This is a genomic window from Escherichia sp. E1V33 (genome assembly GCF_004211955.1).
Classification (GTDB): Bacteria; Pseudomonadota; Gammaproteobacteria; order Enterobacterales; family Enterobacteriaceae; genus Escherichia.
On sequence record NZ_RHJI01000007.1, the window covers coordinates 52,596 to 68,153 of the forward strand.

Annotated in this window: 18 protein-coding genes; 3 read left to right on the forward strand and 15 right to left on the reverse strand. The window is 47.4% G+C overall.

What is annotated here, in order from left to right; genetic code table 11:
• Positions 1-17: 17 nt before the first annotated feature.
• The 13 genes from D9742_RS06670 to flgB all read right to left on the reverse strand — a co-directional run bounded on the left by D9742_RS06670 (position 18) and on the right by flgB (position 12,582).
• Complete coding sequence (locus D9742_RS06670; RefSeq protein ID WP_130209525.1) at positions 18-755, reverse strand: RNA polymerase sigma factor FliA; 738 nt, start codon at positions 753-755, stop codon at positions 18-20.
• A gap of 175 nt (positions 756-930) precedes the next feature.
• Complete coding sequence (locus D9742_RS06675; protein WP_130209527.1) at positions 931-2,583, reverse strand: methyl-accepting chemotaxis protein; 1,653 nt, start codon at positions 2,581-2,583, stop codon at positions 931-933.
• A 96-nt stretch (positions 2,584-2,679) separates the two neighbouring features.
• The gene (gene flgL / locus D9742_RS06680) at positions 2,680-3,615 is read right to left on the reverse strand and encodes a flagellar hook-associated protein FlgL (RefSeq protein ID WP_130236381.1); all 936 of its coding nucleotides are present in this window, start codon (positions 3,613-3,615) and stop codon (positions 2,680-2,682) included.
• Between the two features lie 36 nt (positions 3,616-3,651).
• Entirely contained in the window at positions 3,652-5,289 is a 1,638-nt protein-coding gene (gene flgK, locus D9742_RS06685) for a flagellar hook-associated protein FlgK (RefSeq protein ID WP_130209531.1), read from the reverse strand.
• A gap of 98 nt (positions 5,290-5,387) precedes the next feature.
• On the reverse strand, positions 5,388-6,338 hold the full coding sequence (gene flgJ, locus D9742_RS06690) for a flagellar assembly peptidoglycan hydrolase FlgJ (RefSeq protein ID WP_165382767.1): 951 nt from the start codon (positions 6,336-6,338) through the stop codon (positions 5,388-5,390).
• Positions 6,338-7,399: a flagellar basal body P-ring protein FlgI gene (locus tag D9742_RS06695; protein ID WP_276319617.1), complete on the reverse strand. Its 1,062-nt coding sequence runs from the start codon at positions 7,397-7,399 to the stop codon at positions 6,338-6,340. The genes flgJ and D9742_RS06695 overlap by 1 nt, the downstream gene beginning before the upstream one ends.
• 68 nt (positions 7,400-7,467) lie before the next feature.
• On the reverse strand, positions 7,468-8,181 hold the full coding sequence (locus tag D9742_RS06700; RefSeq protein ID WP_130209535.1) for a flagellar basal body L-ring protein FlgH: 714 nt from the start codon (positions 8,179-8,181) through the stop codon (positions 7,468-7,470).
• A gap of 55 nt (positions 8,182-8,236) precedes the next feature.
• Positions 8,237-9,019: a flagellar basal-body rod protein FlgG gene (gene flgG, locus D9742_RS06705; RefSeq protein WP_130209537.1), complete on the reverse strand. Its 783-nt coding sequence runs from the start codon at positions 9,017-9,019 to the stop codon at positions 8,237-8,239.
• 23 nt (positions 9,020-9,042) lie between these two features.
• The gene (locus D9742_RS06710) at positions 9,043-9,780 is read right to left on the reverse strand and encodes a flagellar basal body rod protein FlgF (RefSeq protein WP_130236382.1); all 738 of its coding nucleotides are present in this window, start codon (positions 9,778-9,780) and stop codon (positions 9,043-9,045) included.
• Positions 9,781-9,789: 9 nt separating this feature from the next.
• Positions 9,790-10,998 (reverse strand): flagellar hook protein FlgE, encoded by a 1,209-nt coding sequence (gene flgE / locus D9742_RS06715; protein ID WP_130209541.1) that lies wholly within the window; start codon positions 10,996-10,998, stop codon positions 9,790-9,792.
• Between the two features lie 33 nt (positions 10,999-11,031).
• The gene (locus D9742_RS06720) at positions 11,032-11,745 is read right to left on the reverse strand and encodes a flagellar hook capping FlgD N-terminal domain-containing protein (protein ID WP_130209543.1); all 714 of its coding nucleotides are present in this window, start codon (positions 11,743-11,745) and stop codon (positions 11,032-11,034) included.
• A gap of 10 nt (positions 11,746-11,755) precedes the next feature.
• Positions 11,756-12,160 (reverse strand): flagellar basal body rod protein FlgC, encoded by a 405-nt coding sequence (gene flgC, locus D9742_RS06725; RefSeq protein WP_130209545.1) that lies wholly within the window; start codon positions 12,158-12,160, stop codon positions 11,756-11,758.
• Between the two features lie 8 nt (positions 12,161-12,168).
• Entirely contained in the window at positions 12,169-12,582 is a 414-nt protein-coding gene (gene flgB, locus D9742_RS06730; RefSeq protein ID WP_130209651.1) for a flagellar basal body rod protein FlgB, read from the reverse strand.
• A gap of 277 nt (positions 12,583-12,859) precedes the next feature.
• On the opposite strand from flgB, the gene flgA reads away from it, so the two are divergent.
• The 3 genes from flgA to flgN all read left to right on the forward strand — a co-directional run bounded on the left by flgA (position 12,860) and on the right by flgN (position 14,382).
• A complete protein-coding gene (gene flgA / locus D9742_RS06735; protein WP_130209547.1) occupies positions 12,860-13,558 on the forward strand; it encodes a flagellar basal body P-ring formation chaperone FlgA in 699 nt (232 codons plus the stop codon).
• Positions 13,559-13,626: 68 nt separating this feature from the next.
• Positions 13,627-13,920 (forward strand): flagellar biosynthesis anti-sigma factor FlgM, encoded by a 294-nt coding sequence (gene flgM, locus D9742_RS06740; RefSeq protein ID WP_130209549.1) that lies wholly within the window; start codon positions 13,627-13,629, stop codon positions 13,918-13,920.
• 15 nt (positions 13,921-13,935) lie between these two features.
• Positions 13,936-14,382 (forward strand): flagellar export chaperone FlgN, encoded by a 447-nt coding sequence (gene flgN / locus D9742_RS06745; RefSeq protein ID WP_130236383.1) that lies wholly within the window; start codon positions 13,936-13,938, stop codon positions 14,380-14,382.
• Between the two features lie 122 nt (positions 14,383-14,504).
• Here the strand turns inward: flgN and flhC are convergent, their stop codons facing one another.
• Both flhC and flhD read right to left on the reverse strand, forming a co-directional pair.
• Complete coding sequence (gene flhC, locus D9742_RS06750; RefSeq protein WP_130209553.1) at positions 14,505-15,056, reverse strand: flagellar transcriptional regulator FlhC; 552 nt, start codon at positions 15,054-15,056, stop codon at positions 14,505-14,507.
• Between the two features lie 10 nt (positions 15,057-15,066).
• Positions 15,067-15,414 (reverse strand): flagellar transcriptional regulator FlhD, encoded by a 348-nt coding sequence (gene flhD / locus D9742_RS06755; RefSeq protein WP_130209555.1) that lies wholly within the window; start codon positions 15,412-15,414, stop codon positions 15,067-15,069.
• Positions 15,415-15,558: the final 144 nt, after the last annotated feature.

Genomic DNA, 15,558 nt, shown 5'->3' on the forward strand with positions numbered 1-15,558 from the left:
AACCTCAGGACATCAAGTTATTGCAGATTAATATCTGCATGCATTTCAAGCCTTGCTCTTAATCTTTTGATTGTCTGACTGTGTAATTGGCTGATGCGTGTTTCTGTCACAGATAACAAGAGGCCAATCTCTTTCATATTAAGATCCTGCTGATAATACAGATTTAATAGAAACTGCTCTCGCTCGGGTAACTGCTGAATTTCTTCACTAATTTTCTGCATAAGATCTTTACGCAGAATATCGTTTAAAGGATTTTCCTCATCAGTTTGAAATTCAGAAAGTTCGAACCCTTCAACCCCATCTTCCATCAGCTCATCAAGCGAACATATCAGGCTTGAGTTTGTTTCCTGTAAAACAGTCTGGTAATCCTGCAGCGACATTTCCAGTTCCGCTGCGACTTCTTGTTCTGTCGCTGCATTGCCGGTTCGCTGTTCCACGCGAGCTATCGCTGCGCTAACTTCACGCGATTTTCGCCTTATGCGGCGCGGCGCCCAGTCATTTTCACGCAGTTCATCAATGAATGCCCAGCGAACACGCTGCGCCAGAAAAACTTTCAGTTTCACCCCCATACTGGGATCAAACTGATCGACTGCGTTCATCACTGCTATTGCACCAGCCTGCATCAGGTCATCCAGTTCAACCCCGGCAGGGAGTCGAGCTTGCAATTTAAGGGCTTCGTGGCGGACCAATCCGCCAAATTGCGCCCATAAATCACTCTTATTATATGTTACAGCCAGATTATATAACCCCTTCACTTTACCATATTCCGTATTATTACAATGAAGGCTTATTATTCGGCATTCCCGGGTAATCACATAGCCTGATAAAAGCGATTAAAGTGAAACATATCAGGACTTCAATAATCAAAGGTAAATTCATCTTTTATATACCTAATAATTATCCTGATATGTATCTTACTATTATTTTAATTTAGAATGATTCCCACTCATCATCTGACTGAATTGGTGTTTTTTTCGATACATCAGGTAATACATGTTTTCTGGTTTGTTTTTTAACATTCCAGGAACGTTTATCTTTTTCTTCTTCGACAACAAAAGAAGAAACCATATTATCCAATTCCCCGGCATTCGTTTCGACATCACTGGTGGTTTTAGCGGCCTGCTCTACCATCGCAGCATTTTGTTGCGTAACCAGATCCATTTCATTGATTGCCTGCGCAATCTGGCTTATGCCGATACTTTGCTCATCAGAAGCTGAGGTAATTTCTGCCATGATATCAGTAACCTGAATGACAGATTTGACGATCTCCTTCATCGATTCCCCGGCGACAACCATCTCCTGAGAACCGGTATTCATGTTGGCGACACAAGTATTAATCAGCAAACGAATCTCTTTTGCTGCATCTGCGCTACGTTTAGCCAGGTTGCGAACTTCACCGGCAACAACGGCAAACCCGCGCCCCTGTTCACCTGCACGCGCCGCTTCTACTGCCGCGTTCAACGCCAGAATATTGGTCTGATTAGCAATGCTGTCGATAACGCCGTTGATATCTGCAATCTGGCGGGAACTGTCTGATATTTCACGCATAATTCCGTCAAGATTACTCATCACATCACCGCCGTTGCGTGCGCTAATGCTGGCGCTTTCTGCAAGTTGTCTGGCGCTGTGGGCGTTATCGGCGTTCTGACGAACGGTGATTTTTAGCTCTTCCATACTGGCAGCAGTTTGCTGCAGTGCAGAAGCCTGTTCTTCCGTGCGTGATGACAAGTCATTGTTGCTACTAGCAATTTCATGAACATTATGGTAAATCTGCTTCACGCCGCCACGGATGCCATTAACCGTTTCCGTCAGCGACAAACGCATTTTTTCAACTTCAGCCAGCATTAAGCCGATTTCATTCAGATTACCAATTTTTGTCTGATGGCTCAGGTCGCCGCTGGCTATTGCCCTGAACGCCTCTTTTGCCATCTCAAGTCGTTGAAAAAGATTGCGTTTCAACCAGATCCGCGAAACTAAAAATATTACAAAGCCCAGCAATAGCGTAATCACCGAGATGGTGGTTATTCTTTGCGTTTCTATGTCTGACTCGACATTAAATTTGTTGGTAACACGAGCGGCTTCGTCCAGATAAGCGTCAATACTAGTGCGTAATGCATGTTGCACGTCCATATCGTCAGCAACGATATTGCCTGGATAATCTTCCGGATGCGTGATGAATCCCATTTTATTGGTTTCTCTGTCCAGAGCATCCTCAAAGCTTTTTTTGACAACCAGCGCCCGGTTATGTTCTTCCTGGGTGGTGAACGGCTTATCCATAAACTGGCTGATTAGCTTACGTGATTTATTTAACACATCACGATAAGTATCTATTTCATCCTGAGTAATTTCTTGTTTGGTAATATTGTGCATCATCAGCGAATTAATTCCGCTGAAACTGTCAAGCGTATAGATAGCCGCCATCATCAGAGATTCATTCTTATCCAGAGATAAGATGGCTCTGTCAAAATTCCTTGATGCGTTATTTGAGTTCACATAACTCAAACCGGATACCAACACGAGAAATAAGATGAACATACCCAGCAGGATATTCATCCAGGTCGAAATATTAAAGTGTTTTAACATGATTTCTTAACCAAAGTAAAAAATACCCTACTGGTAAGTGATTACCCTAATAATAGATATATTTCCCCTTCCCTGAATCAGGTCAGGGTTCAATATTTACCCAAGCGTTTTGAATATAGAAAGCTGCTGCATTGCCTGAAAAACGCTCATGGATGAATTTAAAGCAAATTCAGACATTTTCGATTCAGATAATACGCTGATCATGGTGTCCCAGTCAGAACCGGTTGATTCCTGCAGTCGACTCTGTACGGTAATCGCCTGAGTATCAGCACTGCTTCCCAGCGTTTCCAGCTGTTGCAGACTTGAGCCTACACGCGCCTGGATTTTTCCCAGGTTATCAATGGCTTTATGTACATCAGTATTGGTTTGCCCAATGGTTTCTTCAAACGTTTTACGTTCAGCGTCGTTCGGGTTTTCCGGCAGATTATTTAACGCGTCAATGGTCTTCTGTAAGGATTGCAGGATATTATCGCCCGTTACCGCATCAGTCGGGAAAAGCGCATCACCTGTCGTACCGGTCTGCATTTCCGTACTGTCTGACACATTCTGTGTCATTGGCGTCGTACCGCCAACGTAGGTGCCATCGGCCTGAAACGGTGCAGCACCTGTTTTATAGCCCGCAAAAATGTACTGTCCATCGCTGTTTTTGCTGTTCGCCAGGTCGAGCAAACGGCTGCGGATCCCGGATAATTCTGTCGCCAGCGCTTCGCGGTCCGCTTTGCTGTACGTTTCAGATCCCGCCTGAACAATTTTGCCAGCAAGGTCTTCGGTCAGTAAGCCGGATATAGACGTCAGCGTGTTATCTTCCTGCCCGAGGGCATCCTGAGCATATTTTCTTGCAGTATCAAACTCGCCCAGACGTGAAAGCGCATTTTGATACATCACCGCCTGTGATGCCTGACCTGGATCGTCAGACGGTTTCAACAGAGTCTGACCGGCAGAAAGGCGCACGGAGAGATCGTTATAATTGGTCATGGCTTTAGACATACTGTCTAACTGACGCTGATACATAAAACTGGTGCTAAGGCGCATAGCGATTATCTCAAAATAGAATATGTCAGTGACGTATTATTTAAGGCTTAACAGTGTGTCAAAAAGACTGTTAGCTGTTTTAAGCACTTCGGCATTGGCCTGATAATATTGAGAAAACATCTGTAAGTTGACGTATTCCTCATTCATATCTACCCCTGAAACCGCCTGCTGTTGCATTGCCCACTGGTCGCAGGCTTTTCCGGCGGTATCCTGTTCTGCCTGAAGGGTGCTGACCGTCGATCCCACAGAACTTACCAGGTTGGCATAAGCACCGGTCAGGGTCATATCTCCGACAATCTTTTCATCCTTAAGACCGAGCAGTATCGCAATATTTTTGTTGTTGCTTTGGTCTGTCACATCTTGCGAGTCGGAGGCAGCAATTCCATCACCATCGGTAATCGCCACTTTAATGCTATCTGCCGCGCCGGAAGCAGGATTCAGCGTAAAGCTGTCACCATCATTGGGTGTACCTGTCGGTGTCACGGTGATGCCGTCAAATGAGAGTGAACCACCAGGATTAACGGTTGGCGTAACGGCTTTACCCTCGCTGTTTTTCACTTCCCAGGCATTAGATGTGCCATTCCAGGTGATAGTATAATCTTCGGCATTAACCGCTGAGGCGTTATCTATGGTCACTCCCAGGGAAGCACTGCCGCTATTAGAGTTATAGCCTGTTGCCTGCGGAGCATCGAGACTGAAAATATCGCCACCGTGATTACCGTTATGATCATAGCCACCTTTATTGACCTCATTAAATCTCGACGCCATTTTCAGCGCTAACTGATTAAGCTGATTACGGGCATCGACCAGATCGGTATTACGGAATTTAAACAAACCGCCGAGATTACCTGTCGTGGCATTTTCATCCAGCAACTGGGGATTACCGGTGGCATCGATGTAAGCAACCTGCATCTGAGACGGATTTTTATCTGACGGAGTCGCTTTTAAATTGTAAGACTTACTGCCATTGACCAGTGACATGCCGTTTTGCATTGAGACATTCACACTGCCCGTGTCTTTATTTTCCGTGACATTAATGCCGATCTGCGTACTCAGTTTATTTAACAGTTGATCGCGTTTATCGAGTAAATCGGAAGGCATTCCGCCCGTCTGGCCATGAATCTTGTCGATCTCCGCATTCAGATTTGCTAACTGAGTGGTACAGGAGTTGATATCTTCAACGCTTTGACTGATTTGCGTGTTGGTATTTTTATCAAGGCCATTCAGAGTCTTGCTGTTAGAACGATACTGATTCGCCAGCGCTTCAAATTGCGACAATACACCCTGACGCGCAGCAGGATCGAGCGGGTTATCACTGACCGCTTCCATTGCCGTAAACATATTGCCAAGCGTCGTGGAGATGTTATTGGTATCATCCCCTAACATGTCATCAATCTGGCTGACCTGCTGGTAACGGCCCTGCATGGTGGTAAATTCTGTTGTTGCACCACGTACCTGATTATTCAGGAATCCGTCATACATGCGCTGAACGTCATCCACGGCGACACCATAACCAAAAAAACCATAATTAGTAGACTGGCCGCCCGCTTCTCCAAGCATAATGTTTTGACGGCTATACCCTGCCGTTACGGCATTCGTCAGGTTGTTTCCGACGACGTTAAGGGCACACTGCGCCGCGCTTAATCCATTCTGAGCCAGATATAATAAATTCATAAAGTACCCGCCATGTCGACGCTGATTGAAATCTTTAGGTTATAAAAACGCTGCTTTACTAATAAATCGGCCTGAGTGAAATTCCCTAAAGACTGTATTTAAAATATTGATGAAAGGTCCGTGTTATAGGCATTCACAGCATGCTCAGCCCGACCTTTAACTTGTTGAATAATGTTAATTAATTTATGTGCGTATGCAGGATCGGTAGCATAACCGGCTGACTGAAGCGCTTTTGCCGCCGCCTCTGGTTTTACGGCATTGCAGACATGTCGGTAACGCGGGTTATTAACCAGTAATGACGCGTAATCCTCCAGCGCCGCTGTATAAGACGGATAAACCTTAAATCGCGCTTTGGTCTTATTCGCCACCCCATGTTTATATTCGGTGGTGGTTATTTCCGTCGTTTCACCGTGCCAGTCAGATGCGGCTTTTATGCCAAACAGGTTATGGCTGGGTTTGCCGCTTTGTGTTGGGATTTCACGATTTCCCCAGCCTGATTCAAGCGCGGCCTGCGCAATAATAAGCTGATGCGGGATCCCACTTTTGCGGGCAACGGCCAGAGCAGGTTGCAGCAGGCGTGAAATAAAACCGCCCCCTTCCCGTAGTGCCGTTTCGGGTAGCTCCCGAACAGAACGAGGCACTAATTGCGATAGCGAGAAAGAATGCGCCGGTAAATGAGGCAGCGCCGCATTAAAATGCGACGTGGACGGGACATACGGCTGAGAAGTGGCGGTATGCGGATGAACACCACCGCCCATCTGGGCGACCATCTGATCCGCAAAGCCAAGTTTCCCCGTTTGCGCGATGTTCTGCGAAATTTGCTGATCGAACATCGAAGTAAACATCGAGGACTGTTGTGAATCCATCGCCCCGCTTCCCAACGAGGCATCGCGCATACTCTTCAGCATCATCTGTACAAACAACCCTTCGAGTTGTTGTGCCGCGGCTCTCAGACCGTTTGCCGAATTACTTTTTACGTCCCGCTTAAGCCCGTCAAGGCTATGTTCATCAAATGCGGCACCATTAGATATCATTGACAGGCTGTTCATTAATTGATCTCCAGGCGTGCGTGCAGGCAACCGGCGTCATTCATCGCTTGCAGGATCGCCATCAAATCATTCGGCGTCGCACCGAGACTGTTCAGCGCCCGTACTACATGGCTTAAATCGGCACTGGTGCTGACGCGTTGCAAAGAACCGCCCTGCTCACGAACAGAGACTTGAGTTTGCGGCACAACTACCGTCTGTCCGCCAGCCAATGGCGTGTCCGGTTGACTCACCTGACTGGAATGGGCGATATCCACGCTCAGATCTCCCTGGGCAACAGCACAGGTATCAAGCGTGACATGGCGGTTTATGACCACCGACCCGGTACGCGAGTTAATAATGACGCGAGCATCTCCGGAACCAACATTCAGTGACAAATCCATCACCGCAGCCAGAAAACGGACTCTGGCAGCCTCGCCATTTGGCGCATACAGTTTTACTGTCCGCGCATCTTCAGCCACAGCTGCGGAATAGAAACGGCGATTAATGGTGTCGCTAATCTTCTGGGCAACAGAGAAATCACTCGCGTTAAGCAACAGTTTTAACGGGCGCTGGTTGGCGTAATCCATCGGTACTTCACGTTCAACGGTTGCGCCGTCGGTAATACGTGCGCCGTTGAGCTGATTCACCTGTACGCTGCTTCCGCGGCTCTGAGCTCCGGCGCCGGAAACCAGCAAATTGCCCTGCGCCAGCGCATAGATCTGATTATCCGCGCCTTTCAGCGGCGTCATCAGCAATGTGCCGCCACGCAAACTTTTGGCGTTACCCATAGACGAGACGACCACATCGAATTTTTCACCCGCACGGGCAAAAGGCGGCAGTTCTGCCGTTACCATTACTGCAGCAACGTTTTTCAACTGCATACTCGACCCAGGCGGGACGGTGATCCCCAGCTGCGAAAGCATGTTGTTTAGCGTCTGCGTCGTAAACGGTGTTTGCATGGTCTGGTCGCCTGTACCATCCAGACCAACGACCAGACCGTACCCCATCAGAGAGTTACCACGCACACCTGACAACGAAGCCAAATCGCGGATACGCTCTGCCCTGACCGACAGGGAGAGCATAATTAACAATAACAGGCCGGTCAGACGGGTAAATTTATGCCAAAAATAACGATTCATCACCGACACCTTTAGAACGGAGAAAGATTCAGGAACAGACGCTGTAACCAGCCCATTTGTTCGGCTTCGTTGATATAACCGTTACCAACATATTCGATACGCGCATCGGCAACCTGCGTGGAAACCACTGTATTGCTACCACTGATTGTCCGTGGGTTAACCACACCGGTGAAACGGATAAACTCAGTCCCCTGGTTTATCGCTATTTGCTTTTCCCCGACCACGCGCAGGTTGCCGTTAGCGAGGACATCGCTGACCGTGACGGTGAGCGTACCGCTGAAAGTATTTCGAGCAGCCGCACCGCCTTTACCCGAGAATTCATTTTTACCGCTGATCTCCGTATTAGCCCGATCGCCACCAAACAATCCTTCGATAAAGTGCGGGATTGTCTTGAATGAAAGCCCTGTCGAACCGCCATGAGAAGCATTGGCAGACGAACTTTTGCTGGCGCTGACATTTTCCTGCAACACGATGGTCAATGTATCACCCACATTTCTTGGGCGACGATCTTCAAACATCGGCTGAAAGCCATAGTTCATCGTGCCGCCAGGCTGAAAAATCGCGCCATTATTAGCAGGCTGATACGGGATCTGCGGCGTCACAGATGTTGCACCTTCGACCAACGGTTTATGAGGGATATACGCGCATCCTGAAAGAAGCGCGACCAGGGCAACATGCGTTAACAGACGCCGCAGTAAGCGGCCAGAATCTATCGGATAGGTCATAACGATCACATAATAAAAAAAAGCCGCGAAACCACCTGCGGCTCAAAGGCACAAATCAAAGCTGCGTTAAACGCTGCAGCATCTGGTCCGAAGTAGAGACAGCTTTGCTGTTAATCTCATAGGCACGCTGAGTCTGAATCATGTTGACCAGTTCCTCGGCCACGTTGACGTTCGACGTTTCCACGTAGCCCTGTCGCAGCGTACCTGCGCCATTCTGACCAGGTGTTGTTTCATTCGGTGCACCGGAAGATTGCGTCTCCCGGTACAGGTTTTCACCAATGCTTTCCAGACCGGTATCATTGATAAAAGTACTCAGGGTAAGCTGCCCAACCTGTTGTGGCTGCGCCTGCCCGGCAATGGTGACGCTGACAATACCGTCGTTGCCGATGGTGATAGATTTTGCATCCTGCGGTACGTTTATCGCCGGCTGAACCGGATAACCGCTGGAAGTCACCAGTTGACCGTTCTGATCAAGCTGGAACGAACCATCACGGGTATACGCTGTGGTGCCATCCGGCATCATAACTTGCAGGAATCCATCCCCTTCAATAGCCACATCTTTCGAGTTGTTGGTCTGGGCCAGGCTGCCCTGGCTATGAATTCGCTCAGTGGCCACCGGTCTTACCCCTGTTCCTAACTGTAAACCGGAAGGAATAGTGGTTTGTTCAGATGACTGAGCGCCCGGCTGGCGTAGCGTCTGGTACAACAGATCTTCAAATACAGCTCGCTGACGTTTAAAACCATTGGTACTTACGTTAGCCAGGTTGTTGGATATAACATCCATATTGGTCTGTTGTGCTTCCAGGCCCGTTTTTGCAATCCACAGGGAACGGATCATGCGTTATTACTCCTTACCAGTGATTAGCTGGCGCTCAATAACTGATTAGCGTTACGTTCATTGTCATCAACGGTTGTGATGACCTTCATATTCATTTCAAAGCTGCGCGCGGTGGTGATCATGTTCACCATTGAATTGACGGGGCTGACATTGCTGCCTTCCAGCATCCCCGGCATAAGCTGCAGACTCGTATCCGCCGCCAGCGAACTGGCATCACGGGTATGGAATACACCGTCATCGCCGTGCTGTAGTTCGCCTGGTAGCGCATTGACAATCTTGATGCGCCCGGTTTGCGCTACGGCTGACGGTTCTTCACCGGCACCCAACGCAGAAATGGTGCCGTCTGGCGCGATAGTTAACTTTGCCTGAGTAGGTACGGTCAGCGGACCACCATCGCCTATCAGTGGCAGACCACGGACTTGCAGTTGCCCGTCCGCCGTCATCTGGATATTGCCGTTTTTGGTGTAACCTTCGGTACCATCCGGCAGTTGTACTGCCAGCCACCCTTCTTTTGGCAGCGCGACATCCAGCGTGCGGTCGGTTTTTTCGACTGTTCCCGAGGAGTAGTCACTACCAGGAGTCGATTCGGTCACCAGCGTGCGGGTCGCCATTGACGGGCCGTCTACCGGAACGGCACGATAAGCGGCAATCTGTGCGCGAAACCCCGGCGTCGAGGCATTAGCCAGGTTATCAGACACCACGGCCTGGCGATCGAGGGCCGCCGTTGCGGCCCCCATAGCGGTATATATCGCGTGATCCATGTTTTGCTATTAACCCAGGTTAACCAGCGTTTGCAGGACTTCAGACTGTGTTTTGATGGTCTGAGAGTTGGACTGATAGTTGCGTTGGTAGACGATCATGTTGACCATCTCTTTACTCAGATCCACGTTTGAGGCTTCCAGTGCGTTACCGCGCAGCGTACCGAGGTTCCCGGTATCAGAAATCCCAACGACCGGCTGGCCGGATTCCGGGCTCGCAGACCAACAGTTGTTCCCTGCTGGCTGCAGCCCGCCTGGGTTATTGAAGTTAGCCAGAACAACCTGGCCCAGTAACTGCTGCTGCCCGTTGCTGTAAGAAGCAACAATCTGGCCGTTATCGCCAACGACATAACCCGTCATCGTACCCGGCGCATAACCCGTAGTTTCCGGGCTATCCATCGAGTTATCGGAAGCCTGCTGCGACAGTTTGGATAAATCGAGATCGAAGTTAAGTGCTGCGGCACCGTTGTACGAAGCGCCATCGACTTTCAGATTTGCGGGGGTCGTAACGAGCTTTCCGCTGGAATCAAATGTTATGTCAAGTTTTTGCGGTGTAGCGCCCGGAGCGGTAGAGTCATTAGAGTAGACGGACCATGTGTTATCTGCCGTTTTGACAAAATAAACATTAATGGCATGCTCATTACCCTGGCTGTCATACGCATTCACTTGGGTAGAATAGTTATAGGAATCGCCATCAGTCGTTTTAAACGGATGCGTTACTGTATCAATTTTTGTATTTCCGGAATCCAGGTTACCGCTCAGGCTACCTGCATTAGAGGCTTTTGCCGGCATCGCGCCCGTTGGGATCTGCAAAGGCCCGACCGGTGAACCAGCCTGGACAGTTGGCGGTGTACCAATGGCCATATAACCGCTCAGGCGCATCCCCTGACTGTTCACGATATAGCCATTGGCATCGGTCTTAAACTGACCGTTACGGCTATAGAATATTTTCCCCGCTTCGGTTTCCATACGGAAGAAGCCATTGCCCTGAATACCCATATCCAGCGGGCTGGCGCCAGCGCCAAGAACACCATCGCTGAAATTCTGATCAACGCCAGCGACCTGAACGCCCATACCGATTTGCGAACCTGCAAACACGTCGGCAAATGAAATAGAGCCGGACTTAAACCCGACAGTTTGCGAGTTGGCAATATTGTTGCCGACGACGTCCAGCGCCTGTGATGCGGCGTTTAACCCGCTAAGACCTTGTGAAAAACTCATTTTATTTCCCGAAAAACAACATAATGAAATTGATTATTCAATGAGATAGACATTGGCCAGCGTGGCCGTCTCATCATTACCTAACTGCAGAACAGCCCCTGTCTGGGTGAAAGAAACACTGTCTACTTTTGATTTTTTCAGCGACACGATGTCAGGAGTGCTGCCGTCCGGGTTGGTAGCGGAATACGAAACGGTAAAATTCGTATCGCTTACTGTGCGTGGATCGGAAGGCTCGAAATCACTGAGATCGTCCAGGGTATATTCATGCACGCCGGCTTTAACATCTTTCAATTTTCCGGTGTAAGCATTTCCTGCATCATCAGTCAGCGTGACAGTGACGTCGCTCGCATCCTGATTGACAGAGAGCGCAAACTGATTATTGCCACCCTGTGCGGTAGAAACAGTGGTATCACCTTCTACCAATACCTGGCGCCCTACCCATTCGGCAGCATTCATCTGCTGCATACTGGTGACCAGCATCCCGACGCTATTCACTGTGCCGTTCAACTGCTGCACACCCGCCGCCGTATTAAACTGCGCCAGCTGAGTCGTAAGCTGGTTGTTATCCATCGGATTGGTGGGGTCCTGATTCTGCATTTGCGCAACCAGCAACTGCATAAAGTTATTCATAATATCTTCGGCGCTGCTGCCATTGGTGGCGGAGGCCGCGCTATTACTGGTTGCTGCTTGACTGGCTTTATTAACTGCGGCAGAACTGCGTTGTGTCATGACGGGTAAAACCGACATTACTATTTCCTTACTGACCCAAAGTCAGTGTTTTGAGCATCATGGTTTTCGCGGTATTCATTACGTCGACATTGGCCTGATAACTGCGGGAAGCTGAGATGGTATTAACCATTTCGCCCACCACATCGACATTCGGCATATGGAGATAGCCTTTGTTATCTGACTGAGGGTTGTCAGGGTCATAGACCAGACGATCCGGCGCATCGCTTTCCACCACATCACTGACTTTCACTCCGCCGATCTCCTGATCCGCAGCATGATCAACGCTAAAAATGACCTGTTTGGCTTTATATGGTTTACCGTCCGGCCCGGCGATACTGTCGGCATTAGCCATATTACTGGCGCTGACGTTCAGACGCTGAGACTGGGCGGCCATCGCTGAACCGGAAATATCAAAAATACTTAGAAGTGACATAATTTTATTTATCCCTGACTAACAACCGTCATCATGTTTTTAATCTGTGATGTCAGAAACGTTAAACTGGACTGATATTTCACTGAGTTATCTGCAAAATTAACACGCTCGCGATCCATATCTACGGTATTACCATCAGCGCTGGGTTGATCGGGTATACGATAAAGAGGTCGTGGATCAGTCATTAAATGCGTACTGTCAGCAATATGTCTTTCAGAGGTGACCGTCAGACTCATATTATTGTCAGTCGCCTGACTGCGGTTAACGGCTTCCTTTAACTGTTGCGAAAAATCGATATCCCGTGCGAGATATCCTGGTGTATCAGCATTCGCGATATTAGAAGCAAGGATGCCCTGGCGTTGCGTCAGCAGACTCAACGCATGCTGCTGAAACCGGAATTCACTGTCGAGTTTATCCAGCATGAGATAAAACCTTTCTTGTTTATTAACAATATTGCGGTGCATTTTATGGTGAGAGGTCGAAAAAACCATAACGCAAATATGCGACAGCAATGACGTCAATTAACCAGATTGTTCCCCAAAATGGCATACAAAAAACACTTTGATATATTTTGAAATGTCTATCCTGCAAACAAACGCTTTTACGGCATCACATTAGCGAGTAAAAAAATTGCTTCTCAGGATATATTATTGTGCATGTCTTAAGTCGAAAGCTTTTCTGACGAAAGGTCGATAACAAATGTTATTTAAACGTTTACCCCTCGTTTTATTACTTTTCCTGATCGTTTATCTTAATCTGACAATCCTGGCTCATGCCTCACAGTCAACCGGTCAGTCGCTGTCGTCGCGTATCGCATTGCTGCTGGCCCCTTATAGTCAGGGAATGCCACAATTACAGGTTACGATCCTGACCCCTACCACTCAACTGGCAACACTTTGTGGAAACCCGGCATTACGTTTACCTGGCCATACAAAAAAACTAAGCGGCAATCACAGCATTATTGCCTCTTGCGGAACACATCAGAAATTCATCCAGGTTTCTGTAAGTGCCACGGCGACATACTGGCTGGCAGCACATGAACTTACACCTGGGCAAACGGTAAGTCAGAATGATATCCAGTCACAACGAGGGAATATTGACCATCTTCCAGCCGATCTCATCCTCGACCCACAGAAGATTATTGGTGCAACGCCAACCCGATGGATACAACCAAATCATCCTCTGACTTTCAGCGAACTACGCCAGCAATGGGTGATCCACACAGGTGAAAAAGTTGATGTGATGACCAAAGGCGATGATTATGAGATTCATACCACCGGAAAAGCATTAGACAATGCAACCCTCAGAGAGTCATTTCGCGTACAAATGCACTCCGGGCAAACCCTGCTGGCGACAGCCGTAGGTAACGGTAAGGCATTTATCAGCCAGAACGACTGACTTCAGTTATTTCCCTGTACGCCGATATACATAGTACCCATTCATTATTATTTCGAATCAGGATAACTATGAGTATCGAGCGTATTTGCCAGACCTCTCCTGTACAGGGAGCTGACATCCGACAATCAACGGATTCACGTCAGCCTCAACCGCAGGGTGGATCACTGCGATCCGACGATCAAGATGCCAGTGTGCATGTTGAATTAAGTCATCTGTCTGACAGATTTACCTCAGATGATTCCAACGATGTAGACCACGCCCGCCTCGCCAAAATCTCTGCGCAAATAGCCGCCGGTGAATTAACCCTGGACAGTGATCATATCGCCGCCCGGTTGGTTGATGAGATTATTCGATTTTCATAAACCAGGAGTAACAAAGTGAAAGATCAGTTAGAAAAAAATCTTATTAAATTGCAAACACTTCTTGATGAACTGGAAGGTACCTTGCTGGAAGAAGTTTCCCAGCTCAGCCGCGCGAGAATAAATCCAGTCTCGCTTCAGGTTATCTCTGATAATAAAAGTCGTTTGTTGGCTGCAATTAATTTTTATGATGAAGAACGTAAGCATGCAGAAAAAAATGCACAGCTTTATATTCCTTATAAAAATAATGCCAGACTTGCCACTCGTTGGGAAGGGATTACTTTGGTGCTACGTCGTGCAAGTGATTTGAATCAAAGGAGCAATCAATTACTCGAAATCCATATGGAAAGAGTAACCACTCTGCGAAAATTAATAGTTCAGACTGGAAATATGCCATCACTTTATGGAGAAGACGGCGATCATTCTCATCATCACGTTGGAAATAGTTACCGGATTTCTGTATGAGTCTGGTGAAGATAGCAGCCAGAAAACCTCTGTCACTCCACGTCTTTATAATCGCCCCCATCCCTGCCATTCTGTGCATTTGAAATCCACAGATGGCAGGAAGATATGCGTATTAGTTTTCATTAAATCTCATGGCTTACATGTTCAATTGATTGTTCTTTCATTTTTTTGCTTGCGCGAGAAGGTGGAAAACACAGGCTACAGGTAAAGGTGTGCAAACTGTATCCTGGTGTTGTGACAAAACTGCCACCGCAACCGCAACAACGCGTCAATTCTACCATTCCGCAGTCAATGAAGCGTAACAGCGTCCAGGCTCTGGTTAAGCTCAGGATAGACTTCTCACCGGATTCCTTCTGAATCTGGTCCAGATACAGTCGGTAAGCTTTAAGCATGACTTCGACTGGACGGCCAAAGTTTTTCTTTTGCAAAAAGCGATAGATGTTATAGAAAATCGAAGAATGAATGTTCTGTTCCCATGACATATACCAGTCAGCAGAAAATGGCAGCATACCTTTTGCAGGCGAACACCCTTTAATTTCTTTATAAAGTCTTAATAACCACCGACGACTCAGATTCGTTTCACTTTCAAGAACCTGCATTCTTGCGCCAAGATTAATCAGTTCCATTGCAATTTGAGCATCCTTAACTTCATTAATAATGCTTTTATCACTCATAATCGTACCCTCAGATGGCAATGTTTTTCTGTTCGGACAATGAATCCAGTAATTCTGTGGAAAGAATAATTCCAGTGTGAATACGTTGCAGAGCATCAATCCTTGAATCTCTGGTTAAACAATTAAGTATCATTTCACTGTCTATACGTAAACGACAAATTAATTGTCCGGTAGACGATAATTTAATCAACTGAGGAAGAGATAATCCCACCAGAGATTCCATTGTCGCTTCATTTAGTCCCAGTCTGAAGCCGGCAGATATTTTATCCTCCAAAATTAATCGTTGTGCCAATAAAAGGTAAGTCAGATTCAAATCATGGATTGCTTGTGATTGTTCAGAAAGTTCAATCGCATTCATTATGTTATTTCTCCAGACAGACTCTTATTGAGCCCAGCTATTAATATTTAGACACAAAATAAAACATTATATTATCGCCTGATTCTACTGAACACATCAGGTTGGCTTACTGATAAATATTTAAAGATGACTGCTTCAAAATAA

Excerpts from the sequence above, each read along its gene's own strand:
- D9742_RS06675 (WP_130209527.1), bottom strand. The coding sequence starts at position 2,583 with ATGTTAAAACACTTTAATATTTCGACCTGGATGAATATCCTGCTGGGT.
- flgL (WP_130236381.1), bottom strand. The coding sequence starts at position 3,615 with ATGCGCCTTAGCACCAGTTTTATGTATCAGCGTCAGTTAGACAGTATG.
- flgK (WP_130209531.1), bottom strand. The coding sequence starts at position 5,289 with ATGAATTTATTATATCTGGCTCAGAATGGATTAAGCGCGGCGCAGTGT.
- flgJ (WP_165382767.1), bottom strand. The coding sequence starts at position 6,338 with ATGAACAGCCTGTCAATGATATCTAATGGTGCCGCATTTGATGAACAT.
- D9742_RS06695 (WP_276319617.1), bottom strand. The coding sequence starts at position 7,399 with ATGCTCTCCCTGTCGGTCAGGGCAGAGCGTATCCGCGATTTGGCTTCG.
- D9742_RS06700 (WP_130209535.1), bottom strand. The coding sequence starts at position 8,181 with ATGACCTATCCGATAGATTCTGGCCGCTTACTGCGGCGTCTGTTAACG.
- flgG (WP_130209537.1), bottom strand. The coding sequence starts at position 9,019 with ATGATCCGTTCCCTGTGGATTGCAAAAACGGGCCTGGAAGCACAACAG.
- D9742_RS06710 (WP_130236382.1), bottom strand. The coding sequence starts at position 9,780 with ATGGATCACGCGATATATACCGCTATGGGGGCCGCAACGGCGGCCCTC.
- flgE (WP_130209541.1), bottom strand. The coding sequence starts at position 10,998 with ATGAGTTTTTCACAAGGTCTTAGCGGGTTAAACGCCGCATCACAGGCG.
- D9742_RS06720 (WP_130209543.1), bottom strand. The coding sequence starts at position 11,745 with ATGTCGGTTTTACCCGTCATGACACAACGCAGTTCTGCCGCAGTTAAT.
- flgC (WP_130209545.1), bottom strand. The coding sequence starts at position 12,160 with ATGTCACTTCTAAGTATTTTTGATATTTCCGGTTCAGCGATGGCCGCC.
- flgB (WP_130209651.1), bottom strand. The coding sequence starts at position 12,582 with ATGCTGGATAAACTCGACAGTGAATTCCGGTTTCAGCAGCATGCGTTG.
- flgA (WP_130209547.1), top strand. The coding sequence starts at position 12,860 with ATGTTATTTAAACGTTTACCCCTCGTTTTATTACTTTTCCTGATCGTT.
- flgM (WP_130209549.1), top strand. The coding sequence starts at position 13,627 with ATGAGTATCGAGCGTATTTGCCAGACCTCTCCTGTACAGGGAGCTGAC.
- flhC (WP_130209553.1), bottom strand. The coding sequence starts at position 15,056 with ATGAGTGATAAAAGCATTATTAATGAAGTTAAGGATGCTCAAATTGCA.
- flhD (WP_130209555.1), bottom strand. The coding sequence starts at position 15,414 with ATGAATGCGATTGAACTTTCTGAACAATCACAAGCAATCCATGATTTG.